We start from the raw sequence: 17,827 nt of genomic DNA, 5'->3' as shown, positions 1-17,827 counted from the left end.
GGGCCGGGTCGGGGCGGGAGCGCCCATGCGATACCGCCGAACGCGGCCGGGATGAAGGCGGCGTGGGGTCCCACGTGGCGGCGATGCGATGCGCTCGGGTGAACGGTTTCCGGCCCCCTGACAAGCGGCCCTCGTCTGTCCCCCTCCACCCTTCGTCCAAGTTGACGGCGAAAGCTTGCCACCTATCCAAGACGAGTCGGGAGCGGCGAACCAGCGTGCGGCGGTCCTGTACGACCGCACGGACGCTCCCATGATCCGGCGCCTGGCGCGCCCGGTGTCAGCGACGCGGCGCGAGCAGGGGCCCGGGAGAGAGACCTTGAGCAACATCGGCGATCATAACGCGGCCCACGGCGCGGAGGCGATCGGCCTGCGCAACCTGAAGGCCGTGCACTGGAACCTCGAGGCCCCGCGCCTCTACGAGGAATCCCTCGCCCGCGGCGAGAGCCGCCTGGCGCGCGGCGGCGCGCTGGTGGCGACCACCGGCAGCCATACCGGGCGCTCGCCCAAGGACAAGTTCGTGGTGCGCGACGCGAGCACCGAGAACGAGATCTGGTGGGAGAACAACGGCGCGATCACGCCCGACCAGTTCGCCGCCCTGCTCGCCGACTTCCAGGCCCACGCCGAAGGCCGCGAGCTGTTCGCGCAGGACCTCTACGGCGGCGCCGACCCGGCGCACCGGGTGAAAGCGCGGGTGTTCTCGGAATTCGCCTGGCACTCGCTCTTCATCCGCAACCTGCTGATCCGGCCGCCGCGCGCCGAGATCGCGGCCTACGTCCCGGACATGACCATCATCGACCTGCCGAGCTTCCAGGCCGACCCGGCCCGCCACGGCTGCCGCTCGAAGACCGTCATCGCCATCGACTTCACCCGCAGGATCGTGCTGATCGGCGGCTCGGCCTATGCCGGCGAGATGAAGAAGTCGGTCTTCACCTACCTGAACTACATCCTGCCGGGCGCCGGGGTGATGCCGATGCACTGCTCGGCCAACGCCGCCCTCGACGCCGAAGGCGGCTCCGCGATCTTCTTCGGGCTGTCGGGCACCGGCAAGACCACGCTCTCCAACGATTCCTCGCGCAAGCTGCTCGGCGACGACGAGCACGGCTGGAGTTCGGATGGGATCTTCAACTTCGAGGGCGGCTGCTACGCCAAGACCATCCGGCTCTCGCGCAACGCCGAGCCCGAGATCTACGCCACCACCGAGCGCTTCGGCACGGTGATGGAGAACGTGGTGATCGACCCCGAGACCCGGATCCCGGATTTCGACGACGCCTCGCTCACCGAGAACACCCGCTGCGCCTACCCGCTCGACTTCATCGCCAACGCCAGCGACACCGGCCGGGCCGGGCACCCGAAGAACATCGTGATGCTGACCTGCGACGCGTTCGGCGTGATGCCGCCGATCGCCAAGCTCACCGGTGCGGAGGCGATGTACCACTTCCTCTCCGGCTACACCGCCAAGGTCGCCGGCACCGAGCGCGGGCTGACCGGGCCCGAGGCGACGTTCTCGACCTGCTTCGGCGCGCCGTTCATGCCGCGCCACCCGAGCACCTACGGCAACCTGCTGCGCGACCTCATCGCCCGGCACGACGTCGATTGCTGGCTCGTCAACACCGGCTGGACCGGCGGCGGCGTCGGCACCGGGCGGCGGATGCCGATCCGCGTCACCCGCCGGCTGCTCACGGCGGCGCTCGACGGCTCGCTGTCGAAGACCGAGTTCCGGCGCGACCCGTATTTCGGCTTCGCGGTGCCGGTCTCGGTGCCCGGCGTCGAGCCGCACATCCTCCAGCCGGTGAAGACCTGGGCCAACAAGGCAGCCTTCGCCGAGACGGCGAACCGGCTCGTCGGCATGTTCAAGGAGAACTTCAAGCGCTTCGAGCAGCACGTTGACGCGGACGTGCGCGCGGCCGAGCCGAACGCGCAGGCGATGGCGGCCTGAGGGGCTCGGGTCTTCCCTCCCCCTTGCGGGGGGAGGGAAGGGTACGCGTCCGACCGTCGCCTCAGCCCGGCTTGCGCTCGCTGAGGAACGTCTTCATCCGCTCGAGCGCGCGCAGGATGTTCTCGGCCGAGTTGGCGTAGGACAGGCGGATGTAGCCCTCGCCGTGCACGCCGAAATCCGGGCCGCCGATGACGGCGACGCCGGCCTCCTCCAGCAGGGTCGAGGCCAGGGCCTTGGCCTTCCAGCCGGTGCGGCCGACGTTCGGGAACGCGTAGAACGCGCCCTTCGGCACGATGCAGGAGACGCCGGGCAGGTTGTTGAGCCCGTCGACCACGATCGTCCGCCGCCGGTCGAACTCGGCGACCATCTCGGCCACGCAATCCTGCGACCCGTCGAGGGCGGCGATGCCGGCCCACTGCGTCGCCGCGTTGACGCAGGAATGGGCGTTGACCGCGAGCTTGCGCGCCGCCTCGTAGAGCGGCTTCGGCCAGACCGACCAGCCGAGCCGCCAACCGGTCATCGCGTAGGTCTTCGAGGCGCCGTCGAGATAGATCAGCCGGTCGCGGATCGCTTCGTACTTGAGCAGCGAGTGATGCGCCTGCCCGTCGTAGGTCATGGTGCCGTAGATCTCGTCCGACATCACCGCCACGCCGGGGTGGTCGGCGAGCCCCTTCACCAGGGCGTCGATCTCGGCCTTCGGGGTCACGCCGCCGGTCGGGTTCGCCGGCGAGTTGACGATGAGCAGCCGGGTCCGCGGCGTGATCAGCGCCAGGGTCTCCTCGGCCGAGAAGGCGAAGCCGTTGCCCTCGCGGATCGGCACCGGGACCGGCGTCGCGCCGGTGAACTCGATCATCGAGCGGTAGATCGGGAAGCCGGGGTCGGGATAGAGGATCTCGGCGCCGGGCTCGCCGAACATCAGGATCGCCATGAACATGGTGACCTTGCCGCCGGGCACGATCATCACGCTTTCGGGTGAGACCTCGACGCCGTGGCGCCGGTGGATGTCGCGGGCGACCGCCTCGCGCAAGGGAAGGATGCCGGTGGCCGGCGTGTAGCCGTGATGGCCGTCGCGCAGCGCCTGGATGCCGGCCTCGACGATGTGGGCCGGGGTCGGCATGTCGGGCTGGCCGATGCCGAGATTGATGACGTCGCGCCCCTGGGCCGCCAGCGCGTTGGCCCGCGCGAGGACGGCGAAGGCGTTCTCCTCGCCGATGCGTCCGAAAGCCGGAACGATCTGCATCATGGAAACGCCCTCGTGATTCGCGCAGCCGAGCCTCGCGATTGCCCGGCGCGCCGTCCTGCCCGGAACGGAGCCTGTTCCCTGCACGCCGCGTGCCGGGAGGGACGCAGCGCTCAGTTCTTGGAGCGCTCGGCCAGCTTGCTCGCGCCGAACGACAGCGCCACGGCGATGACGGCCAGGATCACGAAGGTCTTCACCGACGCGTAGAACAGGGCCGGCTCGATGCCGGTGTCGGTGTAGAGCACGAGGCCGATCGCGGCGAGCGGCAGCGAGATTAGGATGAAGAGCGGAACGAGCGGGTTCATGAACGGCACTCAGGTCGTGCGGGGCTGCGGCGCAGCCCTCGCGCTTGGACGGATCGCTCGTCCTTAGCATCCCGACGTGGCCGTGGGGACACCCGGCGCACCGTTTTTTTGCCGCGCGATCGAGCTTGCCCGCAGCCCGGTTCGACAAATATCGGCGTGGTGGCAACACGAACATTTTTAAGAGATCGATCGGCGTTGCTAAGAAAGACGCAAGTCTCGGCGTCTATGTTCGCCCCTAACAAGGGGAACCCGAATTGATGCGCTCACCTGTGTCGAAGCCGCGCTCGATCATGTCGGATCGCGCGCAGATTGACGCGCTGGTGCTGCAGATCGGCAGGCTGGTCCGTCATCGCGGCTACGTCCGTACGAACGTCGCCAGCGCGATGCTGCTCAAATATCTTCCCTCCGACGCCGGGTACGACTGGAGGGGCGAGGCAGGATTGCAGGTCCGTTTCCACGAGGCCGGCCTGGACCTGAAGACCCTGGAATACCTCCTCACGAGCGCCCGTCTCGAGATCACGCACATCCAGGAACGCGCCCGCTGACGAGCCTCGGGCGGCGCCGCCGTCACGCCGGCACCCGCACCGTCGCCCGCAGGCCGCCGAGCGGGCTGTCGTGGAGCGAGACGTCGCCGCCATGGGCACGGGCGATGTCGCGGGCGATCGACAGGCCGAGGCCCGAGCCGCCGGCATCCTGCCGGGCATCGTCGAGGCGCACGAACGGCTTGAACACCTCCTCGCGGCTCTCGAGCGCGATGCCCGGGCCGTCGTCGTCGATCGAGACGAAGAACGCCCGCGCCTCGGCCCGGCCGGAGATCGCCACCGTCTCGCCGTAGCGCGCGGCGTTGGCGGCGAGGTTGAACAGGCAGCGCCGGAACGCGTCCGGCCGGACGGTGACCGAGGGCGACCCGGCCAACTCGAAATCCGAGACCTGGGCGCCCAGGCGCTCGACGTCGGTGCGCAGGTCCTCCAGCAGGGCGCGCATGTCGGTCGGCGCCGCGTTCTCGGCCGAATCACCGCGGGCGAAGGCGAGGTAGCCTTCCAGCATCCGGCTCATCTCGTCGACGTCGCGCGAGAGCTCGTCGATCTCCGGGGTCTGCTCGATCAGGGCGAGCGAGAGGCGGAACCGGGTGATGATGGTGCGCAGGTCGTGGCTCACGCCGTTGAGCATCGTCGTGCGCTGCTCCATCGCCCGCTCGATGCGGCGCTTCATCTCGATGAAGGCGTGGCCGGCTTGGCGGACCTCGCGGGCGCCGCGGGGGCGGAACTCGATCTCGCGGCCCTTGCCGAAGCCCTCCGCCACCGCGGCCAGCCGCAGGATCGGCTTGATCTGGTTGCGCAGGAACAGGATCGCCACGCCGAGCAGCACCATCGACGAGCCGATCATCCAGACCAGGAAGATGTGCGAGTTCGAGGCGTAGGCCTGCGAGCGACGGGCGGTGATGCGCATCACCCCGTCGGGGATCGCGACGCGGATCTCGATCAGGTTCGAGCGACCGACGGTGTCGATCCAGAACGGCCGGCCGATCTGCCGCTTCAGCTCGTCCGACAGCGCCTCGTCGAGGATCGAGAAGAACGGCCGCGGCCCCGGCGGCGGGATCTTGGCCCCCTTCAGGATGTCGAGGTCGAGGTTCAGCCGCTCGCCGGCGATGCGCGAGAGCGTCTCGGCGTCCTTGTCCTGGGGATAGACCTCGTAGATGTCGATCAGGGCCGCGACGTCGGCGGTGACGGCCGAGGACAGGCGCTTGGTCACCAGCTGCCAGTGCCGCTCCATGAAGGTGTAGGCGATTACTGATTGCAGCAGCACCACCGGGGCGATGATGATGATCAGCGAGCGGGCATAGAGCCCCTTCGGCAGCAGGTCGCCGATGGCGCGGGCGAGCCGCTTCCACAGGGTGCGCGGGCCGCCCAGCCGGCGCTGGGCCGGGCGACGCACGGTCGCGAGGTCCGGCGCGGTCATGCCGGGCACCGTGCGGGGCGGGGTGCTGTCGTGCCGGGGAATGTCGGGGCCGGCGGGAGGCGGCGCATCGGGCGAAGGTCCGGGCGGAGGCCCCGGAAGCGGGACGTCCGTCTTATGCCACTCCCGACGCGCCGCTCCAACGCGCGCTCGGTCCGACGCCGATCAGGATGCCGGCGCCGAGCAGCACGAGGCGGCCGTCAGGCCGTCCTCGCGCACCTCGTGCGTACCGGCCTCGGTGCTGCGGATCCGATAATTCGGCGCGCCCGCCTCGGCCGGCAACAGGCCGATCACCTCGAAGATGCGGTTGCCGTTTCGCGCCGCCGCGAGGTCGCGGCGACGCACGAGCTGCCCGAGATGAAACTTGTGGCCCATGTCGTGCTCTCCCACTGTCGCGCTCCCTTACGCGACGCGGGGCGGCTTCGGTTTCGCTTCGGGGATCGGCGAACGCGAGAGACTGAGGATCGTCCGCTGCGGACGCCCCGACTTCTGGGCGATCTCCTCGTCCTGCGCCGAGATCACCTCGCGGGCCGGCTCGTCGCCGTCGAGACCGCCGAGGATCTCCATCGGGACGCGGCGGTTCGAGGCCTGCGAACCGTCCTCGTAGACCACGTCGAACAGCACGGAGCCTCGCTCCTGCGGCCTTTGCCTGGTGCGCTTACTCATTGCCTGCTTGGGGTTGGGGTCGACGTGAAACGCCGCCCAGGGATGGAACGGCTCCCGATCGATGGGCGGACCGGGGCGGGAGACGCCACCCGGCCCGTCAGCGGGAGCCGCATGCGGCTGGCGAGAAGGGCCTCGGCCGGCATCGAGGCTGAGATGGCGCAGGTCCGCGCCTTTGGCAACGCACGGCACGTCCGCGCGCCTTGCAGACGTCCGCGCGCGAGAAGCCGAAGGCGTTGGGGCGGTGTGCGGCGACCGCTCGCAGCCGCCGTGGCGCATCAGCCGGCGAGGGAGAGCTCGCTCTCGTTGGCGGCGCGCTCGCCGGCCGAGGACTTGATCCGGTAGCAGGGCTCGCCGGTCCGGTCCTCGGGCATCAGGCGGACGATCTCGCACAGCAGGCCCGAGGCGTCGTCCTTGACGGAGCCGAAGCCGCCGCGCGACTGACGGACACGCTGGCCGAGCTTGAACTTGTGGGACATCGTACATCACTCCTGATCGCCGCGACGCCGGCTGCCGGACCCGGGGCGGGTGCGACGTTCGAAGTGACGGATTCGGCTGGGTCGGGTGGCGCCGGCCCGCCCGCCGCGGCCTGAGCCGCGTCGGTCGGATCGTCGCCGGGGCTCGGCTGCGGGCCTACTTGCGCGCGCGCAGCTTGCGCGCCGCGAAGCGGGCGTCGCGTGCCTCTTTCTGCTCGGCGGCCAGGGCGGCCTGACGCTCGGCCTTCTCGGCGGCGATGCGCAGCACCTCGGCGGCCTCGAACTCGCGCTGGGCCTTCGCCTCGGCAACGCGCTGGATCTCGGCGGCGACCCGGGCGGCCTCGCGCTCCTTGTTGCGCTCCTCGCGGGCCTCGATCACAGCCTGACGCTCGGCCTGGCGGGCGACGACGGCGGGATCATCGGCGGCCGGCCGCGAACGATAGCGCGCCAGCATCGCTTCCCGCGCCTTCGCAGCGGTCTCGAGCCGGTCGGAGAACTGGTTGTCCTTGGATTGATTCACACAAGATCCTTATGCGCCACCGGCCCCATGCCGGCTGCGGTCAGACAGGTCGGACCGAATCGCAAGGCTCGCGGCCCATGACGCTCGGCGGATGGCGGCCGCCCCGCCGTGGCGGGACGCGGTCGGCGATGAGACTCGCTCATCGCGCTTCGGTCGCAACGCTCCGAAAACGCGCGAAGCCGTCCCGGGTGGGACGGCTTCGACGACGATCCGAGGCGAACTCGGTGCTCAGGCGGCCTGGAGGCTGCCGGCGGACTGCTTGCCGCTACGACGATCGGTCTCCATCTCGTAGGAGATCTTCTGGCCTTCGGTCAGGCCGCGCATTCCGGCGCGCTCCACAGCCGAGATGTGCACGAAGACGTCCTTGCCGCCGTCATCCGGCTGGATGAAGCCGAAGCCCTTCTGATCGTTGAACCACTTGACGGTGCCGGTGCTCATAGAAAATTCCGTATCTTATCAGTCGTCATAATTCGACCGGCGCATGTGAATCACGCGCCAGGTCGCGGGTCGTCGAAATGTGGGAGAAAATCAGCGCACGTCCATTACGGACGGAACGGCCGGATATCTGGCCAGAGATCGATGTTGTACTTTTTGCACACTCGGCGACATTTAGCAAACACCGCGTGCGACAAACACGAAAGCGCGCGTCTCGATCCGAGAACCGCACGGTGGGTCGACGGCAAATCGTTCGGCGGGAATGCGGGAAAGCGTGCTAGGCTCGGGTCATGCCCGCCACGCGCTCGTGCGGACGGTCTCTTCCTTCGAGGTGGACATGGCGCGCATCCCCGAGACCGGTGACTCCTCCGTCGTTTCGATGGCGGAATACGACAAGCGCGCCAAGCGGATCTCCGGAAACACGAGCGAGATCGCCGAGGACCTGAAGAAGAGCCGCCAGGCGACGAGCCTTCGCCTGATCGAGACCGCCGAGCGCAAGGCCTCGACCCCGCGCCTGACGCTCGTCGGCTCCGGCGAGGAGCCGGCCGGCACCGACTGATCGGCCCTTGGCGCGATCGGAGCGGCCGGACGTATCAGCAAGCCCGCGCGTCGCGTTCGCGGGGGCTGAACGTACGATCCCGAAGGCATCGCGCGATCGCGGACGAGCCGCTACGGCAGCGCCAGGCTGCGGCGGGCCCGGCGGCGCTGCAGCCACAGGCTCGCCGCGAGCGCCGTGCCGATCACCACGGCCGACACCGCCGTCGTCAGGCTTCCCAGCGCGTAGATCTCCGGCGTCGTCACCGTGGTGGTGAGACCCTGGAGCTCGAGCGGCAGGGTGTTGCGCCCGCCGATCGCCTGGCTGGTGCGGGCGAGCTCGTCGAAGGACAGGGTGAAGCCGAACAGGGCGACGCCGACCAGGGCCGGCGCCAGGATCGGTACCACGACGTGGCGCAGCGTCTGCGCTCCGGTCGCGCCGAGGTCGCGGGCGGCCTCCTCGTAGGCCGGATCGAACCGGTTGAAGACCGCGAACATGATGAGAAGGCCGAAGGGCAGCGTCCAGGTCAGGTGCGCCCCGAGCGCCGAGGTGTAGAGCCCCATGGCGGTGCCGTGGTCCTGCAGCCATCCCCAGCCGGTGGCGGCCGCCAAAGCGTTGATCGCGTCGTCGACCAGACGGAACTCGAGGCCGATCCCGAGGGAGACCACGATCGAGGGCACGATCAGGCTGGCGACCGCGATGGCGAACAGGGCGTTGGCGCCGCGAAAGCCCTTGCGGAAGGCGAGGCCCGCGAAGAACGCCAGGACGACGGTGAGCGCCATCACCACGAAGCCGAGACGGAGCGAGCGCCCGAACGCCGCCCAGATGTCGACGATGCCGCCGCCGGCCCAGAGCTTGGCGAACCAGTGCGTCGAGACGCCGTTCATCGGAAACGTCAGGCCGCCCTGCGGACCCTGGAAGCTCAGCGCCAGGATCGTCAGGGTCGGGCCGTAGAGGAACAGCACGTAGAGCGCGAAGAACGCGGCCAGCGCGGCGAAGGCCAGGCCTCGGGGACGATCGCTCACGCCGAAGGCTCCGTCATGGTCAGAGTTCCCGCCGCAGGTCGATCACCCGGGTGAGCCCGAGGATCATCATCAGCACGGCGGCGAGCAGCACCACGGCGTTGGCGGCCGCGGCCGGGAACTGCAGGTACGACATCTGCACCTGGATCACCTTGCCGACCGACGCGATCTGCTGGCCGCCCATCACGCCGACGGTGACGAAGTCGCCCATCACGAGGGTAAGCACGAAGATCGTCCCGATGGCGATGCCCGGCTTGCACAGGGGAACGATCACGCTCCACAGCGTCTGCCACCCCGTGGCCCCGGCATCGTAGGCCGCCTCAATCAGCGACCGGTCGATCCGCGCCATGCTGTTGAAGATCGGCACGATCATGAAGACCGTGTAGAGGTGCACGAAAGCCAAGGTCACCGAGAAGTCCGAGTACAGCAGACCCTCGATCGGGCTCCCGATCACGCCCATCCCCTGCAGGGTGTCGTTGACGAGGCCGTTGCGCCCGAGCAGCGGAATCCACGAGATCATGCGGATCACGTTCGAGGTCCAGAACGGGATCGTGCACAGCAGGAACAGCCCCATCTGCACGGTGCGCGAACGGACGTGGAAGGCGAGGAAGTACGCGACCGGGAACCCGATCAGCAGCGTGAAGGCCAGCGTCAGCGCGCAGAACTTGAGGGTCGAGAGATAGGTCCGTGCCGTGGTGCACGGGTCCGCGAGGTTGCCGCAGCCCTCGAACACGTCGCGGTAGTTCTGCAGGGTGAAGGCCGGGATGATCTCGTACTCGTTGTACTCCCAGAAGCTGACCATCAGCGTCAGCAGGAGCGGGATCGCGAGGAAGACCAGGAACACCAGCGCCATCGGCGCGGCCTGAAGATAGGCGAGGGGCCGCCGGCGGCGGGCCGGGGCGGCCTCGGCCCGAACCGAATTCGCCGGCACGTCGGCGAGGGCAGGAAGCGCAACGTCGCTCATCGCGAGCCCTCCGACCGATGCAGCGGGCGCCGTTCCCTTCCGCGTCCGCGGGCGACTGGTTCCACGGCGCCTGTCCTCGAATCGCGGGTTCCCTCTCCCGTTCGGGAGAGGGGGCAGGGCGGTGCTTCGAACGATCCGTGCATAGACGACATGCCGAAGTGCGTGAGCACCATGGCCTCGGCGAACGAAGGGCGCGGCGCAGCCATCGTCCTCACGCCGCGATGAACTCGTTCCACTTGCGGACCATGTAGGTGTTCTCGTCCATGACCGCGTTCCAGCAGGCGACCGCGCCCATGCGGGCCTCGAAGGAGCCGCCGTCGCGGGTGGCGCCGGCCTTCTCGAGCAGGCCGCCGTCGGGGCCGTGGATGTCCTTCTCGGCGGACTTGCCCTCCATCCAGTAGGCCCACTCGTAGGGCTCCATCTGGGTCTTGGCGGTCTCGGGCACGGCGGAATAGTAGCCCTGGCGGTTGAGGTAGGCGCCGGCCCAGCCGGAGAGGAACCAGTTGACGAAGTCGTAGGCCGCGTCGAGCTTGCGGCCGGTCAGCGTCTTCGGCAGGCCGAAGCCCGTGGCCCAGGCGCGGTAGCCTTCCTTCAGCGGCTGATAGGTGCAGGCGACCCCCTGCGTGCGCACCTTGGTGACGGCGGGCGACCACATCGACTGGATCACCGTCTCGCCGGACGCCATCAGGTTCACGGATTCGTTGAAGTCCTGCCAGAAGGCGCGGAACTGGCCGGCGCGCTTGGCCTCGATCAGCAGCTTGATCGTGCGGTCGATCTCCGCCTTCGTCATGTTGCCCTTGTCGGCGTAGGTGTAGTCGCCGGTGGCCTCCACCACCATCGCCGCGTCCATGATGCCGATGGAGGGGATGTTGAGAATCGAGGCGCGGCCCTTGAACTCCGGGTTCAGCAGCTCCTTCCAGCTGGTGATCGGGCGCTTGATCAGGTCCGGGCGGATGCCGAGCGTGTCGGCGTTGTAGGTCGTCGGGATCAGGGTGATCCACTCGGTCGGCGACGACGCGAAGGTCTTGCCCGTCTGGCCTTCGAGGTAGAACACCTTCTTCGGCGCGGTGCCCTGGTCGCCGATCGCCTTACCGGCGATCTCGCCCTTGGTGAAGATCGGGGTGATCTTGTCGGCGTTCTTGATCCGGCGCGCATCCATACCGAGGATGTTGCCCGAGGGGACGATCTTCTTCAGGCTGAAGAACTCGGTGTCGATCAGGTCGAAGGAGTTCGGCTGCGTCACCGCGCGCTTCGTCACCTCGTCGGTGACGACCGGGATGTACTCGATCGTGATCCCGAGATCCTCCTTCACCTTCCGGGCGATGTCGCCGGACTGGTTCACGGCGGTGCCGAGGTAGCGCAGCGTCACCGGCTCGGCCGCGTGGACGGCGGGAAATCCGGTGATCGGCCCGGCCGCGAGGGCGGTGCCGGCTCCCTGGAGCAGCGTGCGCCGCGTGAATCTGATGCCGTTGGTCATCGTCGTCCCTTTCTTTTCTTGATGCCGGTCGCCTCAGGCGTCGAGGCGGTGCGCGGCGGCGGGGTCCCAGCCGAGCGCCACGCGGTCGCCCGGCGCCAGCGGGCGGCCGGCGAAGGTCGCGTCGTCGACGACCGCGCTCAGCCCGCCCGGCTCGGTCATCCCGTCCGCCTCGAGCGCCACCTGCACGCTGGCGCCCTGGTACTCGACCGCGAGGACGCGGGCCTGCACGGCGCCATCGCCGGCCTCGGCCCCGAGCCGCATCCGGTCGGCGCGCACCGCGACCTTGCCCTCGGGCAGGGCGATGACATTGTGGCCGCCGATGAAGCGGGCGACGAAGGCCGAGGCCGGCCGCTCGAACACCGTGCGCGGGTCGCCGGCCTGCTCGATCTTGCCGCCGTTCATCACCACGACGAGGTCGGAGAGCGCCATCGCCTCCTCCTGGCTGTGGGTGACGTGGATGAAGGTGAGGCCGAGCTCGGCCTGGATGCGCTTGAGCTCCACCCGCATCCGCACCCGGAGGAACGGGTCGAGGGCCGAAAGCGGCTCGTCGAGGAGCAGCACCTTCGGTCCGGTGACCAGCGCGCGGGCGAGCGCCACGCGCTGCTGCTGCCCGCCCGAGAGCTGCGCCGGAAGCCGGTCGGCGAGGTGCCCCATCTGCACGAGGTCGAGCATCGCGTCGGCCTTGGCGCGGCGCTCGGCCTTCGCGACGCCGCGCATCCTGAGCGAGAACGCGACGTTGTCCCGGCAGGTCAGGTGCGGGAACAGCGCGTAGCTCTGGAACATCATCGCCGTGCCGCGCTCCGCGGGCGGCGCGTCACCGACGGCACGCGGGCCGATCACGACCTCGCCGGCGCTGACCGCCTCGTGGCCGCCGATCATCCGCAGCGTCGTGGTCTTGCCGCAGCCCGACGGGCCGAGCAGGCAGCAATAGGCGCCCGACGGGATTTTCAGGTCGATCGCATCGACGGCGAGGGTGGCGCCGTAGCGCTTGGTCAGCCCGATCAGCTCGACGTTCATGCGGTTCCTTCGCCCGGCACCCCTGCGGCGAAACCGGGGAGCAAGCCGCGGGCCATCCCGCCCACGCCGATGCCGGGAAAACGATGCGCCGCCTGCCGCGTCGCGCTCGGGCCCGGAGAATCGGGCATATGCACTCGGCGCATGGACCCGGGCGCATGGAAGCGATGCCCTGCCCGCAGGCGGCCCCGTGCGGGCGCGCTTGTGGCGGCGGCCGCTTCGGTCTAACCCTCGCTGCCCCGAACACCCTGGATGCGAGACGGCCGGAGACGGCGCGTCGGTCAGCGCCCGCCGCCCGCGCGGCGGGTCCGCCGGAGTCCCACGAGTCCCATGTACATCGAACGCAAGGACGCGCCCGCGTCCCCGAAAACGCCCGGCGCCCGGGTCCTCGTGGTCGAGGCGCGCTTCTACGACGGCCTGTCCGACGACCTGCTCGAAGGCGCCCGCGCCGCCATCGCGGCGGCCGAGGCCGAGGCGACGGTCGTGACGGTGCCGGGCGCGCTCGAGATTCCGGCGACGGTGGCGATCCTGCTCGCAGCAGCCGAGACGGCCGGCACGCCCTACGAGGCCGTGGTGGCTCTGGGCTGCGTCATCCGCGGCGAGACCGGGCATTACGACATCGTCGCCGGCGAGAGCGCGCGCGCGCTGATGGACCTGTCCGTCGACCTGCGCCTGCCGCTCGGCAACGGCATCCTGACGGTGGAGAACGAGGCTCAGGCCCAGGCCCGTGCCCGCGTCTCCGAGATGAACAAGGGCGGCGGCGCGGCCGAGGCGGCACTCGCGGTGCTGGCGCTCAAGCGCGCGGCCGCCGCTGCATGAGAGCCTGACGATCATGACCAAGATCAATCCGCGCAGCGGCGCCCGGCTCTCCGTGGTGCAGGCGCTCTACGACATGGAGATCTCCGGCAAGGGCGTGCTCGACGCGCTGGCCGAGTTCGAGACCTTCTGGCTCGGCAAGGAGATCGACGGCGTGCTGCACCCGGCGGCCGAGCCGGCCTTCTTCCGCGACCTGCTGCGCGGCGTGGTGGAGGAGCAGCGCGCGATCGATCCGCAGATCGACCAGGCGCTGAGCCAGGGCTGGCCGCTCAAGCGCATCGAGGTGGTGCTGCGCGCCATCCTGCGCGCCGGCACCTACGAGCTGATGTTCCGCCGCGACGTTCCGGCCCGCGCCGCCATCTCGGAATACGTCGACGTCGCCCACAGCTTCTACACCGGCGACGAGCCGGGCATGGTCAACGCCGTCCTCGACAAGGTCGCGCGCCAGACCCGCGCGGCGGAACTGGCCGGCGCCAAGCAGGGGTGAGCGTCCGGTGAGCGCATCGCGCCCGACCGAGGATGCGCTGATCGCGCGCTACTTCGCGCCGCTCGCCGGCCCCGGCGCCGACGGCCTGCGCGACGATGCGGCGAGCCTCGCGCCGAGCCCCGGCCACGACCTCGTGCTCACCGCCGACGCGATCGTCTCCGGCGTCCACTACTTTCCCGACGACCCGCCCGGCTCGCTCGCGCGCAAGGCGCTCGGGGTGAACCTCTCCGACATCGCCGCCAAGGGCGCCGCGCCGCGCGGCTTCCTGCTCACGCTGGCTTTGCCGGCGGACTGGACCGAGGCGTGGCTCGCCGCCTTCGCCGAAGGGCTCGGGCAGGCGAGCCGGGCGTCCGGCTGCCCGCTGCTCGGCGGCGATACGGTGCGGTCGGGCGGTCCTGCGCTGATCGGCGTCACCGCGATCGGCGAAGTCCCCGCGGGGCGCATCGTGCGCCGTACCACGGCGCGGGTCGGCGACCGGATCTGCGTCAGCGGCACCATCGGCGACGCGGCGCTCGGCCTGCGGATGCGGCTCGAGCCGGATGCCGAATGGGTCCGGGCGCTCGATGGCGCATCGCGCAGCCATCTGGCCGACCGCTACCTGCACCCGCGGCCGCGGCTGGCCCTCGCCGACGCGGTGCTGCGCTTCGCGACCTCGGCGATGGACGTGTCCGACGGGCTCGCCGGCGACCTCGCCAAGATGCTGGCCGGTGCCGGCGCGACGGCGACGATCGACACCGCGACGGTCCCGCTCTCGCAAGCCGCCGCCCGCGTCGTCGATGGGAGGCCCGACCTGCTCGACGTCGCCGTCACCGGCGGCGACGATTACGAGATCCTCTGCACCGTGGCGCCCGACGACCTCGACGCGTTCCGCCAGGCGGCCTCGCTCGCGGGCGTGCCGGTCGCGGTCCTCGGCACCGTCGCCTCAGGCAGCGGACGGCCCGGCTTTCAGGGTGTCGACGGAGCCACGCGCGTTTTCGCGGCGGGCGCGTTCAGCCATTTCTGAGAAGGTCTCGGAGACCGTCCGAACCTGAGGCGCCGCGTCGTGCGGCGAGCCCTCGGGCTCGCGGCCGAGCTGGCGCCGGACGTCGTCGATCAGGGTGGCGGCGATGACCGGCGTCCAATGGGCGAGGTCGGCCCGCTGCACCGCCGTGCCGCCGGGATGCGCATCGTCCCGCTCCGCCGGGGCGGAGAGCGAGCGCTGGAGGACCTGAAGCAGCGCGCCGTGCACGGACGGCGGCTGCATGCTGACGCGTTCCGCCACCAGAGACTGCACCGCGTTCGTCAGCACCTCGATCGTCGCTGCGAGCTTCGCCACCTGATCGCCACTCATCGTCGAGCACCCTTCGTTGATGCAACCGAAGGTAGTGTTCGTCATGGTTAACGGCCGGTAAACGTGCATCCCGCCGCGCGTCGCGGGGTCCGGATCGGACCACGCGCAAAACCCGGCCAACGATGAGCGGGCAGGCCGCAAATCAGAATTCAATGCTCATTGCTGCGTTGCAGCAAGATCTCGTGTCGAAATACAAAAGTGGCGTTTGCGCTCGACCGCGAAGTTTGGCAATCAAGTCTCGCACTTCTGGGAAGGAATGCCGAATCCGAGCCGTTCGTCCGGGCCCAAGGGCCAAGCTCGACAACATCAAGCCGACGCCAGGCATCACGAGAACAAGGGACGGGTGCATGACCGCTTTGCTGCTGATCATCCTGGGCGGGCTGTGCGCCGTCGCCTACGGCATCGTGACGATCAACGACGTGATGAGACGGGACGCCGGCACGCAGCGCATGCAGGAGATCGCCGCCGCGATCGCCGAGGGCGCGCAGGCCTACCTCAAGCGCCAATACGCCACCATCGGCCTCGTCGGCGTCGTGCTGTTCGCGGCTTTGGCCTTCTTCCTCGGGATCAAGGTCGCCATCGGCTTCCTCATCGGCGCGGTCCTGTCCGGGGCGGCCGGCTTCATCGGCATGAACGTCTCGGTGCGTGCCAACGTGCGCACGGCGCAGGCGGCCTCGACGTCGCTCGGCGGCGGCCTCGAGGTCGCGTTCAAGTCGGGCGCCGTCACCGGCATGCTGGTCGCGGGGCTCGCGCTGCTCGGCGTCGCCTTCTACTACCTCTATCTCACCCGCGGGGCCGGCCTGCCGCCGGCCAGCCGCGAGGTCATCGACGCGCTCGTCGCGCTCGGCTTCGGCGCCTCGCTGATCTCGATCTTCGCCCGCCTCGGCGGCGGCATCTTCACCAAGGGCGCCGACGTCGGCGGCGACCTCGTCGGCAAGGTCGAGGCGGGGATCCCGGAGGACGACCCGCGCAACCCCGCCACCATCGCCGACAACGTCGGCGACAACGTCGGCGATTGCGCCGGCATGGCGGCCGACCTGTTCGAGACCTACGCCGTCACCGTCGTCGCCACGATGGTGCTCGCGGCGATCTTCTTCGGCGGGCAGGTCGACGTCGCGGGCCGCAACGTGCTCGAGGCGATGATGATCTATCCGCTGGCCATCGGCTCGGCCTGCATCCTCACCTCGATCGCCGGCACCTACGCCGTGCGGCTCGGGTCGAACCAGTCGATCATGGGGGCGCTGTACAAGGGCCTGATCACCGCGGGCGTGCTCTCGGTCGGGGCCATCGCCGCCGTCAACCTCGCCCTGTTCGGCGGTTTCGCGACGCGCTTCACCACCTCCACCGGCGTCAGCTTCACGTCGGGCGGCCTGCTCGGCTGCGCGGTGATCGGCCTCGCGATCACCGCGCTGATCGTGGTCATCACCGAGTACTACACCGGAACGAACTTCCGCCCGGTGAAGTCGATCGCCGACGCCTCGGTCACCGGACACGGCACCAACGTGATCCAGGGCCTCGCGGTCTCGCTCGAATCGACCGCGCTTCCGGCCCTCGTGATCGTCGGCGGCATCATCTCCACCTATGCGCTGGCGGGGCTGTTCGGCATCGCCATCGCGGTCACGGCGATGCTGGCGCTCGCCGGCTTCATCGTGGCGCTCGACGCCTTCGGCCCGGTCACCGACAACGCCGGCGGCATCGCCGAGATGGCGGGCCTGCCCTCCGAGGTCCGCAAGTCCACCGACGCCCTCGACGCCGTCGGCAACACCACCAAGGCGGTCACCAAGGGCTACGCGATCGGCTCGGCCGGCCTCGGGGCGCTGGTGCTGTTCGCCGCCTACACCTCGGACCTCGACTACTTCATCGCCAACGCCAGCGACACGCAGTACCGCTTCTTCAAGGGCGTCACGGTCGATTTCTCGCTGTCCAACCCCTACGTCGTCGTCGGCCTGCTGATCGGGGGGCTGATCCCGTTCCTGTTCGCCGGCATGGCGATGACGGCCGTGGGCCGGGCGGCCGGCGCCGTGGTCGAGGAGGTCCGCCGCCAGTTCCGGGAGAAGCCGGGGATCATGGCCGGCACCGACCGGCCGGATTACGGCCGCGCCGTCGACATGCTGACGCGGGCGGCGATCCGCGAGATGATCGTGCCCTCGCTGCTGCCGGTGCTGATGCCGATCGTGCTGTTCTTCGCGATCCAGCTCGTCGCGGGCAAGTCCCAGGCCTTCGCCACGGTCGGCGCGAGCCTGCTCGGCGTTATCCTCACCGGCCTCTACGTGGCGATCTCGATGACCTCGGGCGGCGGCGCCTGGGACAACGCGAAGAAGTACATCGAGGACGGCCATCACGGCGGCAAGGGCTCGGACGCGCACAAGGCGGCCGTCACCGGCGATACCGTCGGCGACCCCTACAAGGACACCGCCGGCCCCGCGGTGAACCCGGCGATCAAGATCACCAACATCATCGCATTGCTGCTGCTGGCCATCCTGGCGCATGCGTGAGGTTGATAGCGGAACCAATGATCCGATTTCGGACACCAAAGTTCCCTTCCAAAACAACCTCAAGTATCGCGTGAATCGCGAAGGGATTCCTGCTGCCCTTTGCGGTTCGTTCGGGAAAGATTAGGGGGGCGGGTGTCGAAGCTCGACGATCGCATC

At 69.6% G+C, this 17,827-nt stretch carries 20 protein-coding genes; 7 read left to right on the top strand and 13 right to left on the bottom strand.

Going from position 1 to position 17,827, the window contains the following annotated elements; all coding sequences use genetic code 11:
* The first annotated feature begins 316 nt into the window (after positions 1 to 316).
* Entirely contained in the window at positions 317 to 1,936 is a 1,620-nt protein-coding gene (locus FV227_RS18660) for a phosphoenolpyruvate carboxykinase (protein ID WP_147859656.1), read from the top strand.
* A 61-nt stretch (positions 1,937 to 1,997) separates the two neighbouring features.
* Here the strand turns inward: FV227_RS18660 and FV227_RS18655 are convergent, their stop codons facing one another.
* The gene (locus tag FV227_RS18655; protein ID WP_147859655.1) at positions 1,998 to 3,179 is read right to left on the bottom strand and encodes a pyridoxal phosphate-dependent aminotransferase; all 1,182 of its coding nucleotides are present in this window, start codon (positions 3,177 to 3,179) and stop codon (positions 1,998 to 2,000) included.
* A gap of 110 nt (positions 3,180 to 3,289) precedes the next feature.
* Positions 3,290 to 3,481 (bottom strand): hypothetical protein, encoded by a 192-nt coding sequence (locus tag FV227_RS18650; RefSeq protein ID WP_147726916.1) that lies wholly within the window; start codon positions 3,479 to 3,481, stop codon positions 3,290 to 3,292.
* A gap of 269 nt (positions 3,482 to 3,750) precedes the next feature.
* On the opposite strand from FV227_RS18650, the gene FV227_RS18645 reads away from it, so the two are divergent.
* Positions 3,751 to 4,026 carry a hypothetical protein gene (locus FV227_RS18645; RefSeq protein ID WP_147726914.1) on the top strand — a complete coding sequence of 92 codons (276 nt, stop codon included), beginning with the start codon at positions 3,751 to 3,753 and terminating at the stop codon, positions 4,024 to 4,026.
* A 22-nt stretch (positions 4,027 to 4,048) separates the two neighbouring features.
* On the opposite strand, the gene FV227_RS18640 is transcribed toward FV227_RS18645, so the two are convergent.
* The 6 genes from FV227_RS18640 to FV227_RS18615 form a co-directional block, all read right to left on the bottom strand.
* The gene (locus FV227_RS18640; protein ID WP_147842574.1) at positions 4,049 to 5,440 is read right to left on the bottom strand and encodes an ATP-binding protein; all 1,392 of its coding nucleotides are present in this window, start codon (positions 5,438 to 5,440) and stop codon (positions 4,049 to 4,051) included.
* A gap of 162 nt (positions 5,441 to 5,602) precedes the next feature.
* On the bottom strand, positions 5,603 to 5,812 hold the full coding sequence (locus FV227_RS18635; protein ID WP_147726911.1) for a hypothetical protein: 210 nt from the start codon (positions 5,810 to 5,812) through the stop codon (positions 5,603 to 5,605).
* Positions 5,813 to 5,839: 27 nt separating this feature from the next.
* Positions 5,840 to 6,103: a hypothetical protein gene (locus FV227_RS18630; RefSeq protein WP_147726909.1), complete on the bottom strand. Its 264-nt coding sequence runs from the start codon at positions 6,101 to 6,103 to the stop codon at positions 5,840 to 5,842.
* A 275-nt stretch (positions 6,104 to 6,378) separates the two neighbouring features.
* Positions 6,379 to 6,579 (bottom strand): hypothetical protein, encoded by a 201-nt coding sequence (locus FV227_RS18625; RefSeq protein WP_147842575.1) that lies wholly within the window; start codon positions 6,577 to 6,579, stop codon positions 6,379 to 6,381.
* Positions 6,580 to 6,733: 154 nt separating this feature from the next.
* On the bottom strand, positions 6,734 to 7,096 hold the full coding sequence (locus FV227_RS18620) for a DUF6481 family protein (protein WP_147726905.1): 363 nt from the start codon (positions 7,094 to 7,096) through the stop codon (positions 6,734 to 6,736).
* 228 nt (positions 7,097 to 7,324) lie between these two features.
* On the bottom strand, positions 7,325 to 7,534 hold the full coding sequence (locus FV227_RS18615) for a cold-shock protein (RefSeq protein WP_147726903.1): 210 nt from the start codon (positions 7,532 to 7,534) through the stop codon (positions 7,325 to 7,327).
* A gap of 334 nt (positions 7,535 to 7,868) precedes the next feature.
* Here FV227_RS18615 and FV227_RS18610 point away from each other — a divergent pair, with 334 nt between their 5' ends.
* Positions 7,869 to 8,090, top strand: a complete 222-nt coding sequence (locus tag FV227_RS18610) for a hypothetical protein (protein WP_147726900.1) — start codon at positions 7,869 to 7,871, stop codon at positions 8,088 to 8,090.
* A gap of 110 nt (positions 8,091 to 8,200) precedes the next feature.
* Here the strand turns inward: FV227_RS18610 and FV227_RS18605 are convergent, their stop codons facing one another.
* From FV227_RS18605 to FV227_RS18590, 4 genes are all read right to left on the bottom strand, one after another.
* Positions 8,201 to 9,091, bottom strand: a complete 891-nt coding sequence (locus FV227_RS18605; RefSeq protein WP_147842576.1) for an ABC transporter permease — start codon at positions 9,089 to 9,091, stop codon at positions 8,201 to 8,203.
* 19 nt (positions 9,092 to 9,110) lie between these two features.
* The gene (locus FV227_RS18600) at positions 9,111 to 10,052 is read right to left on the bottom strand and encodes an ABC transporter permease (RefSeq protein WP_147859654.1); all 942 of its coding nucleotides are present in this window, start codon (positions 10,050 to 10,052) and stop codon (positions 9,111 to 9,113) included.
* A 211-nt stretch (positions 10,053 to 10,263) separates the two neighbouring features.
* Positions 10,264 to 11,529, bottom strand: coding sequence for an extracellular solute-binding protein (locus tag FV227_RS18595; RefSeq protein WP_147859653.1), 1,266 nt, complete (start codon positions 11,527 to 11,529; stop codon positions 10,264 to 10,266).
* Positions 11,530 to 11,562: 33 nt separating this feature from the next.
* On the bottom strand, positions 11,563 to 12,546 hold the full coding sequence (locus FV227_RS18590) for an ABC transporter ATP-binding protein (protein ID WP_147842578.1): 984 nt from the start codon (positions 12,544 to 12,546) through the stop codon (positions 11,563 to 11,565).
* A gap of 327 nt (positions 12,547 to 12,873) precedes the next feature.
* Here FV227_RS18590 and ribH point away from each other — a divergent pair, with 327 nt between their 5' ends.
* The 3 genes from ribH to thiL are packed head-to-tail and all read left to right on the top strand — an operon-like array spanning position 12,874 to position 14,849.
* Positions 12,874 to 13,362: a 6,7-dimethyl-8-ribityllumazine synthase gene (gene ribH, locus FV227_RS18585; protein ID WP_147859652.1), complete on the top strand. Its 489-nt coding sequence runs from the start codon at positions 12,874 to 12,876 to the stop codon at positions 13,360 to 13,362.
* A gap of 13 nt (positions 13,363 to 13,375) precedes the next feature.
* The gene (nusB, locus tag FV227_RS18580) at positions 13,376 to 13,846 is read left to right on the top strand and encodes a transcription antitermination factor NusB (protein WP_147859651.1); all 471 of its coding nucleotides are present in this window, start codon (positions 13,376 to 13,378) and stop codon (positions 13,844 to 13,846) included.
* A gap of 7 nt (positions 13,847 to 13,853) precedes the next feature.
* Positions 13,854 to 14,849 (top strand): thiamine-phosphate kinase, encoded by a 996-nt coding sequence (gene thiL, locus FV227_RS18575; protein WP_147859650.1) that lies wholly within the window; start codon positions 13,854 to 13,856, stop codon positions 14,847 to 14,849.
* Here thiL and FV227_RS18570 read toward each other — a convergent pair.
* Entirely contained in the window at positions 14,769 to 15,176 is a 408-nt protein-coding gene (locus FV227_RS18570) for a hypothetical protein (protein WP_147859649.1), read from the bottom strand. The two genes, thiL and FV227_RS18570, sit on opposite strands and share 81 nt — an antisense overlap.
* A 347-nt stretch (positions 15,177 to 15,523) precedes the next feature.
* On the opposite strand from FV227_RS18570, the gene FV227_RS18565 reads away from it, so the two are divergent.
* Complete coding sequence (locus FV227_RS18565) at positions 15,524 to 17,671, top strand: sodium-translocating pyrophosphatase (protein ID WP_147727576.1); 2,148 nt, start codon at positions 15,524 to 15,526, stop codon at positions 17,669 to 17,671.
* Positions 17,672 to 17,827: the final 156 nt, after the last annotated feature.

Source organism: Methylobacterium sp. WL119 (assembly GCF_008039875.1).
In the GTDB taxonomy this organism is placed as follows: Bacteria; Pseudomonadota; Alphaproteobacteria; order Rhizobiales; family Beijerinckiaceae; genus Methylobacterium.
The sequence above is the reverse complement of the archived record's forward strand: the minus strand, read 5'-3'. Positions and strand labels throughout refer to the sequence as shown.

Excerpts from the sequence above, each read along its gene's own strand:
- FV227_RS18630 (WP_147726909.1), bottom strand. The coding sequence starts at position 6,103 with ATGAGTAAGCGCACCAGGCAAAGGCCGCAGGAGCGAGGCTCCGTGCTG.
- FV227_RS18625 (WP_147842575.1), bottom strand. The coding sequence starts at position 6,579 with ATGTCCCACAAGTTCAAGCTCGGCCAGCGTGTCCGTCAGTCGCGCGGC.
- FV227_RS18595 (WP_147859653.1), bottom strand. The coding sequence starts at position 11,529 with ATGACCAACGGCATCAGATTCACGCGGCGCACGCTGCTCCAGGGAGCC.
- FV227_RS18600 (WP_147859654.1), bottom strand. The coding sequence starts at position 10,052 with ATGAGCGACGTTGCGCTTCCTGCCCTCGCCGACGTGCCGGCGAATTCG.
- FV227_RS18590 (WP_147842578.1), bottom strand. The coding sequence starts at position 12,546 with ATGAACGTCGAGCTGATCGGGCTGACCAAGCGCTACGGCGCCACCCTC.
- FV227_RS18655 (WP_147859655.1), bottom strand. The coding sequence starts at position 3,179 with ATGATGCAGATCGTTCCGGCTTTCGGACGCATCGGCGAGGAGAACGCC.
- FV227_RS18615 (WP_147726903.1), bottom strand. The coding sequence starts at position 7,534 with ATGAGCACCGGCACCGTCAAGTGGTTCAACGATCAGAAGGGCTTCGGC.
- nusB (WP_147859651.1), top strand. The coding sequence starts at position 13,376 with ATGACCAAGATCAATCCGCGCAGCGGCGCCCGGCTCTCCGTGGTGCAG.
- FV227_RS18610 (WP_147726900.1), top strand. The coding sequence starts at position 7,869 with ATGGCGCGCATCCCCGAGACCGGTGACTCCTCCGTCGTTTCGATGGCG.
- FV227_RS18570 (WP_147859649.1), bottom strand. The coding sequence starts at position 15,176 with ATGAGTGGCGATCAGGTGGCGAAGCTCGCAGCGACGATCGAGGTGCTG.
- FV227_RS18635 (WP_147726911.1), bottom strand. The coding sequence starts at position 5,812 with ATGGGCCACAAGTTTCATCTCGGGCAGCTCGTGCGTCGCCGCGACCTC.
- FV227_RS18640 (WP_147842574.1), bottom strand. The coding sequence starts at position 5,440 with ATGACCGCGCCGGACCTCGCGACCGTGCGTCGCCCGGCCCAGCGCCGG.
- ribH (WP_147859652.1), top strand. The coding sequence starts at position 12,874 with ATGTACATCGAACGCAAGGACGCGCCCGCGTCCCCGAAAACGCCCGGC.
- FV227_RS18565 (WP_147727576.1), top strand. The coding sequence starts at position 15,524 with ATGACCGCTTTGCTGCTGATCATCCTGGGCGGGCTGTGCGCCGTCGCC.
- FV227_RS18650 (WP_147726916.1), bottom strand. The coding sequence starts at position 3,481 with ATGAACCCGCTCGTTCCGCTCTTCATCCTAATCTCGCTGCCGCTCGCC.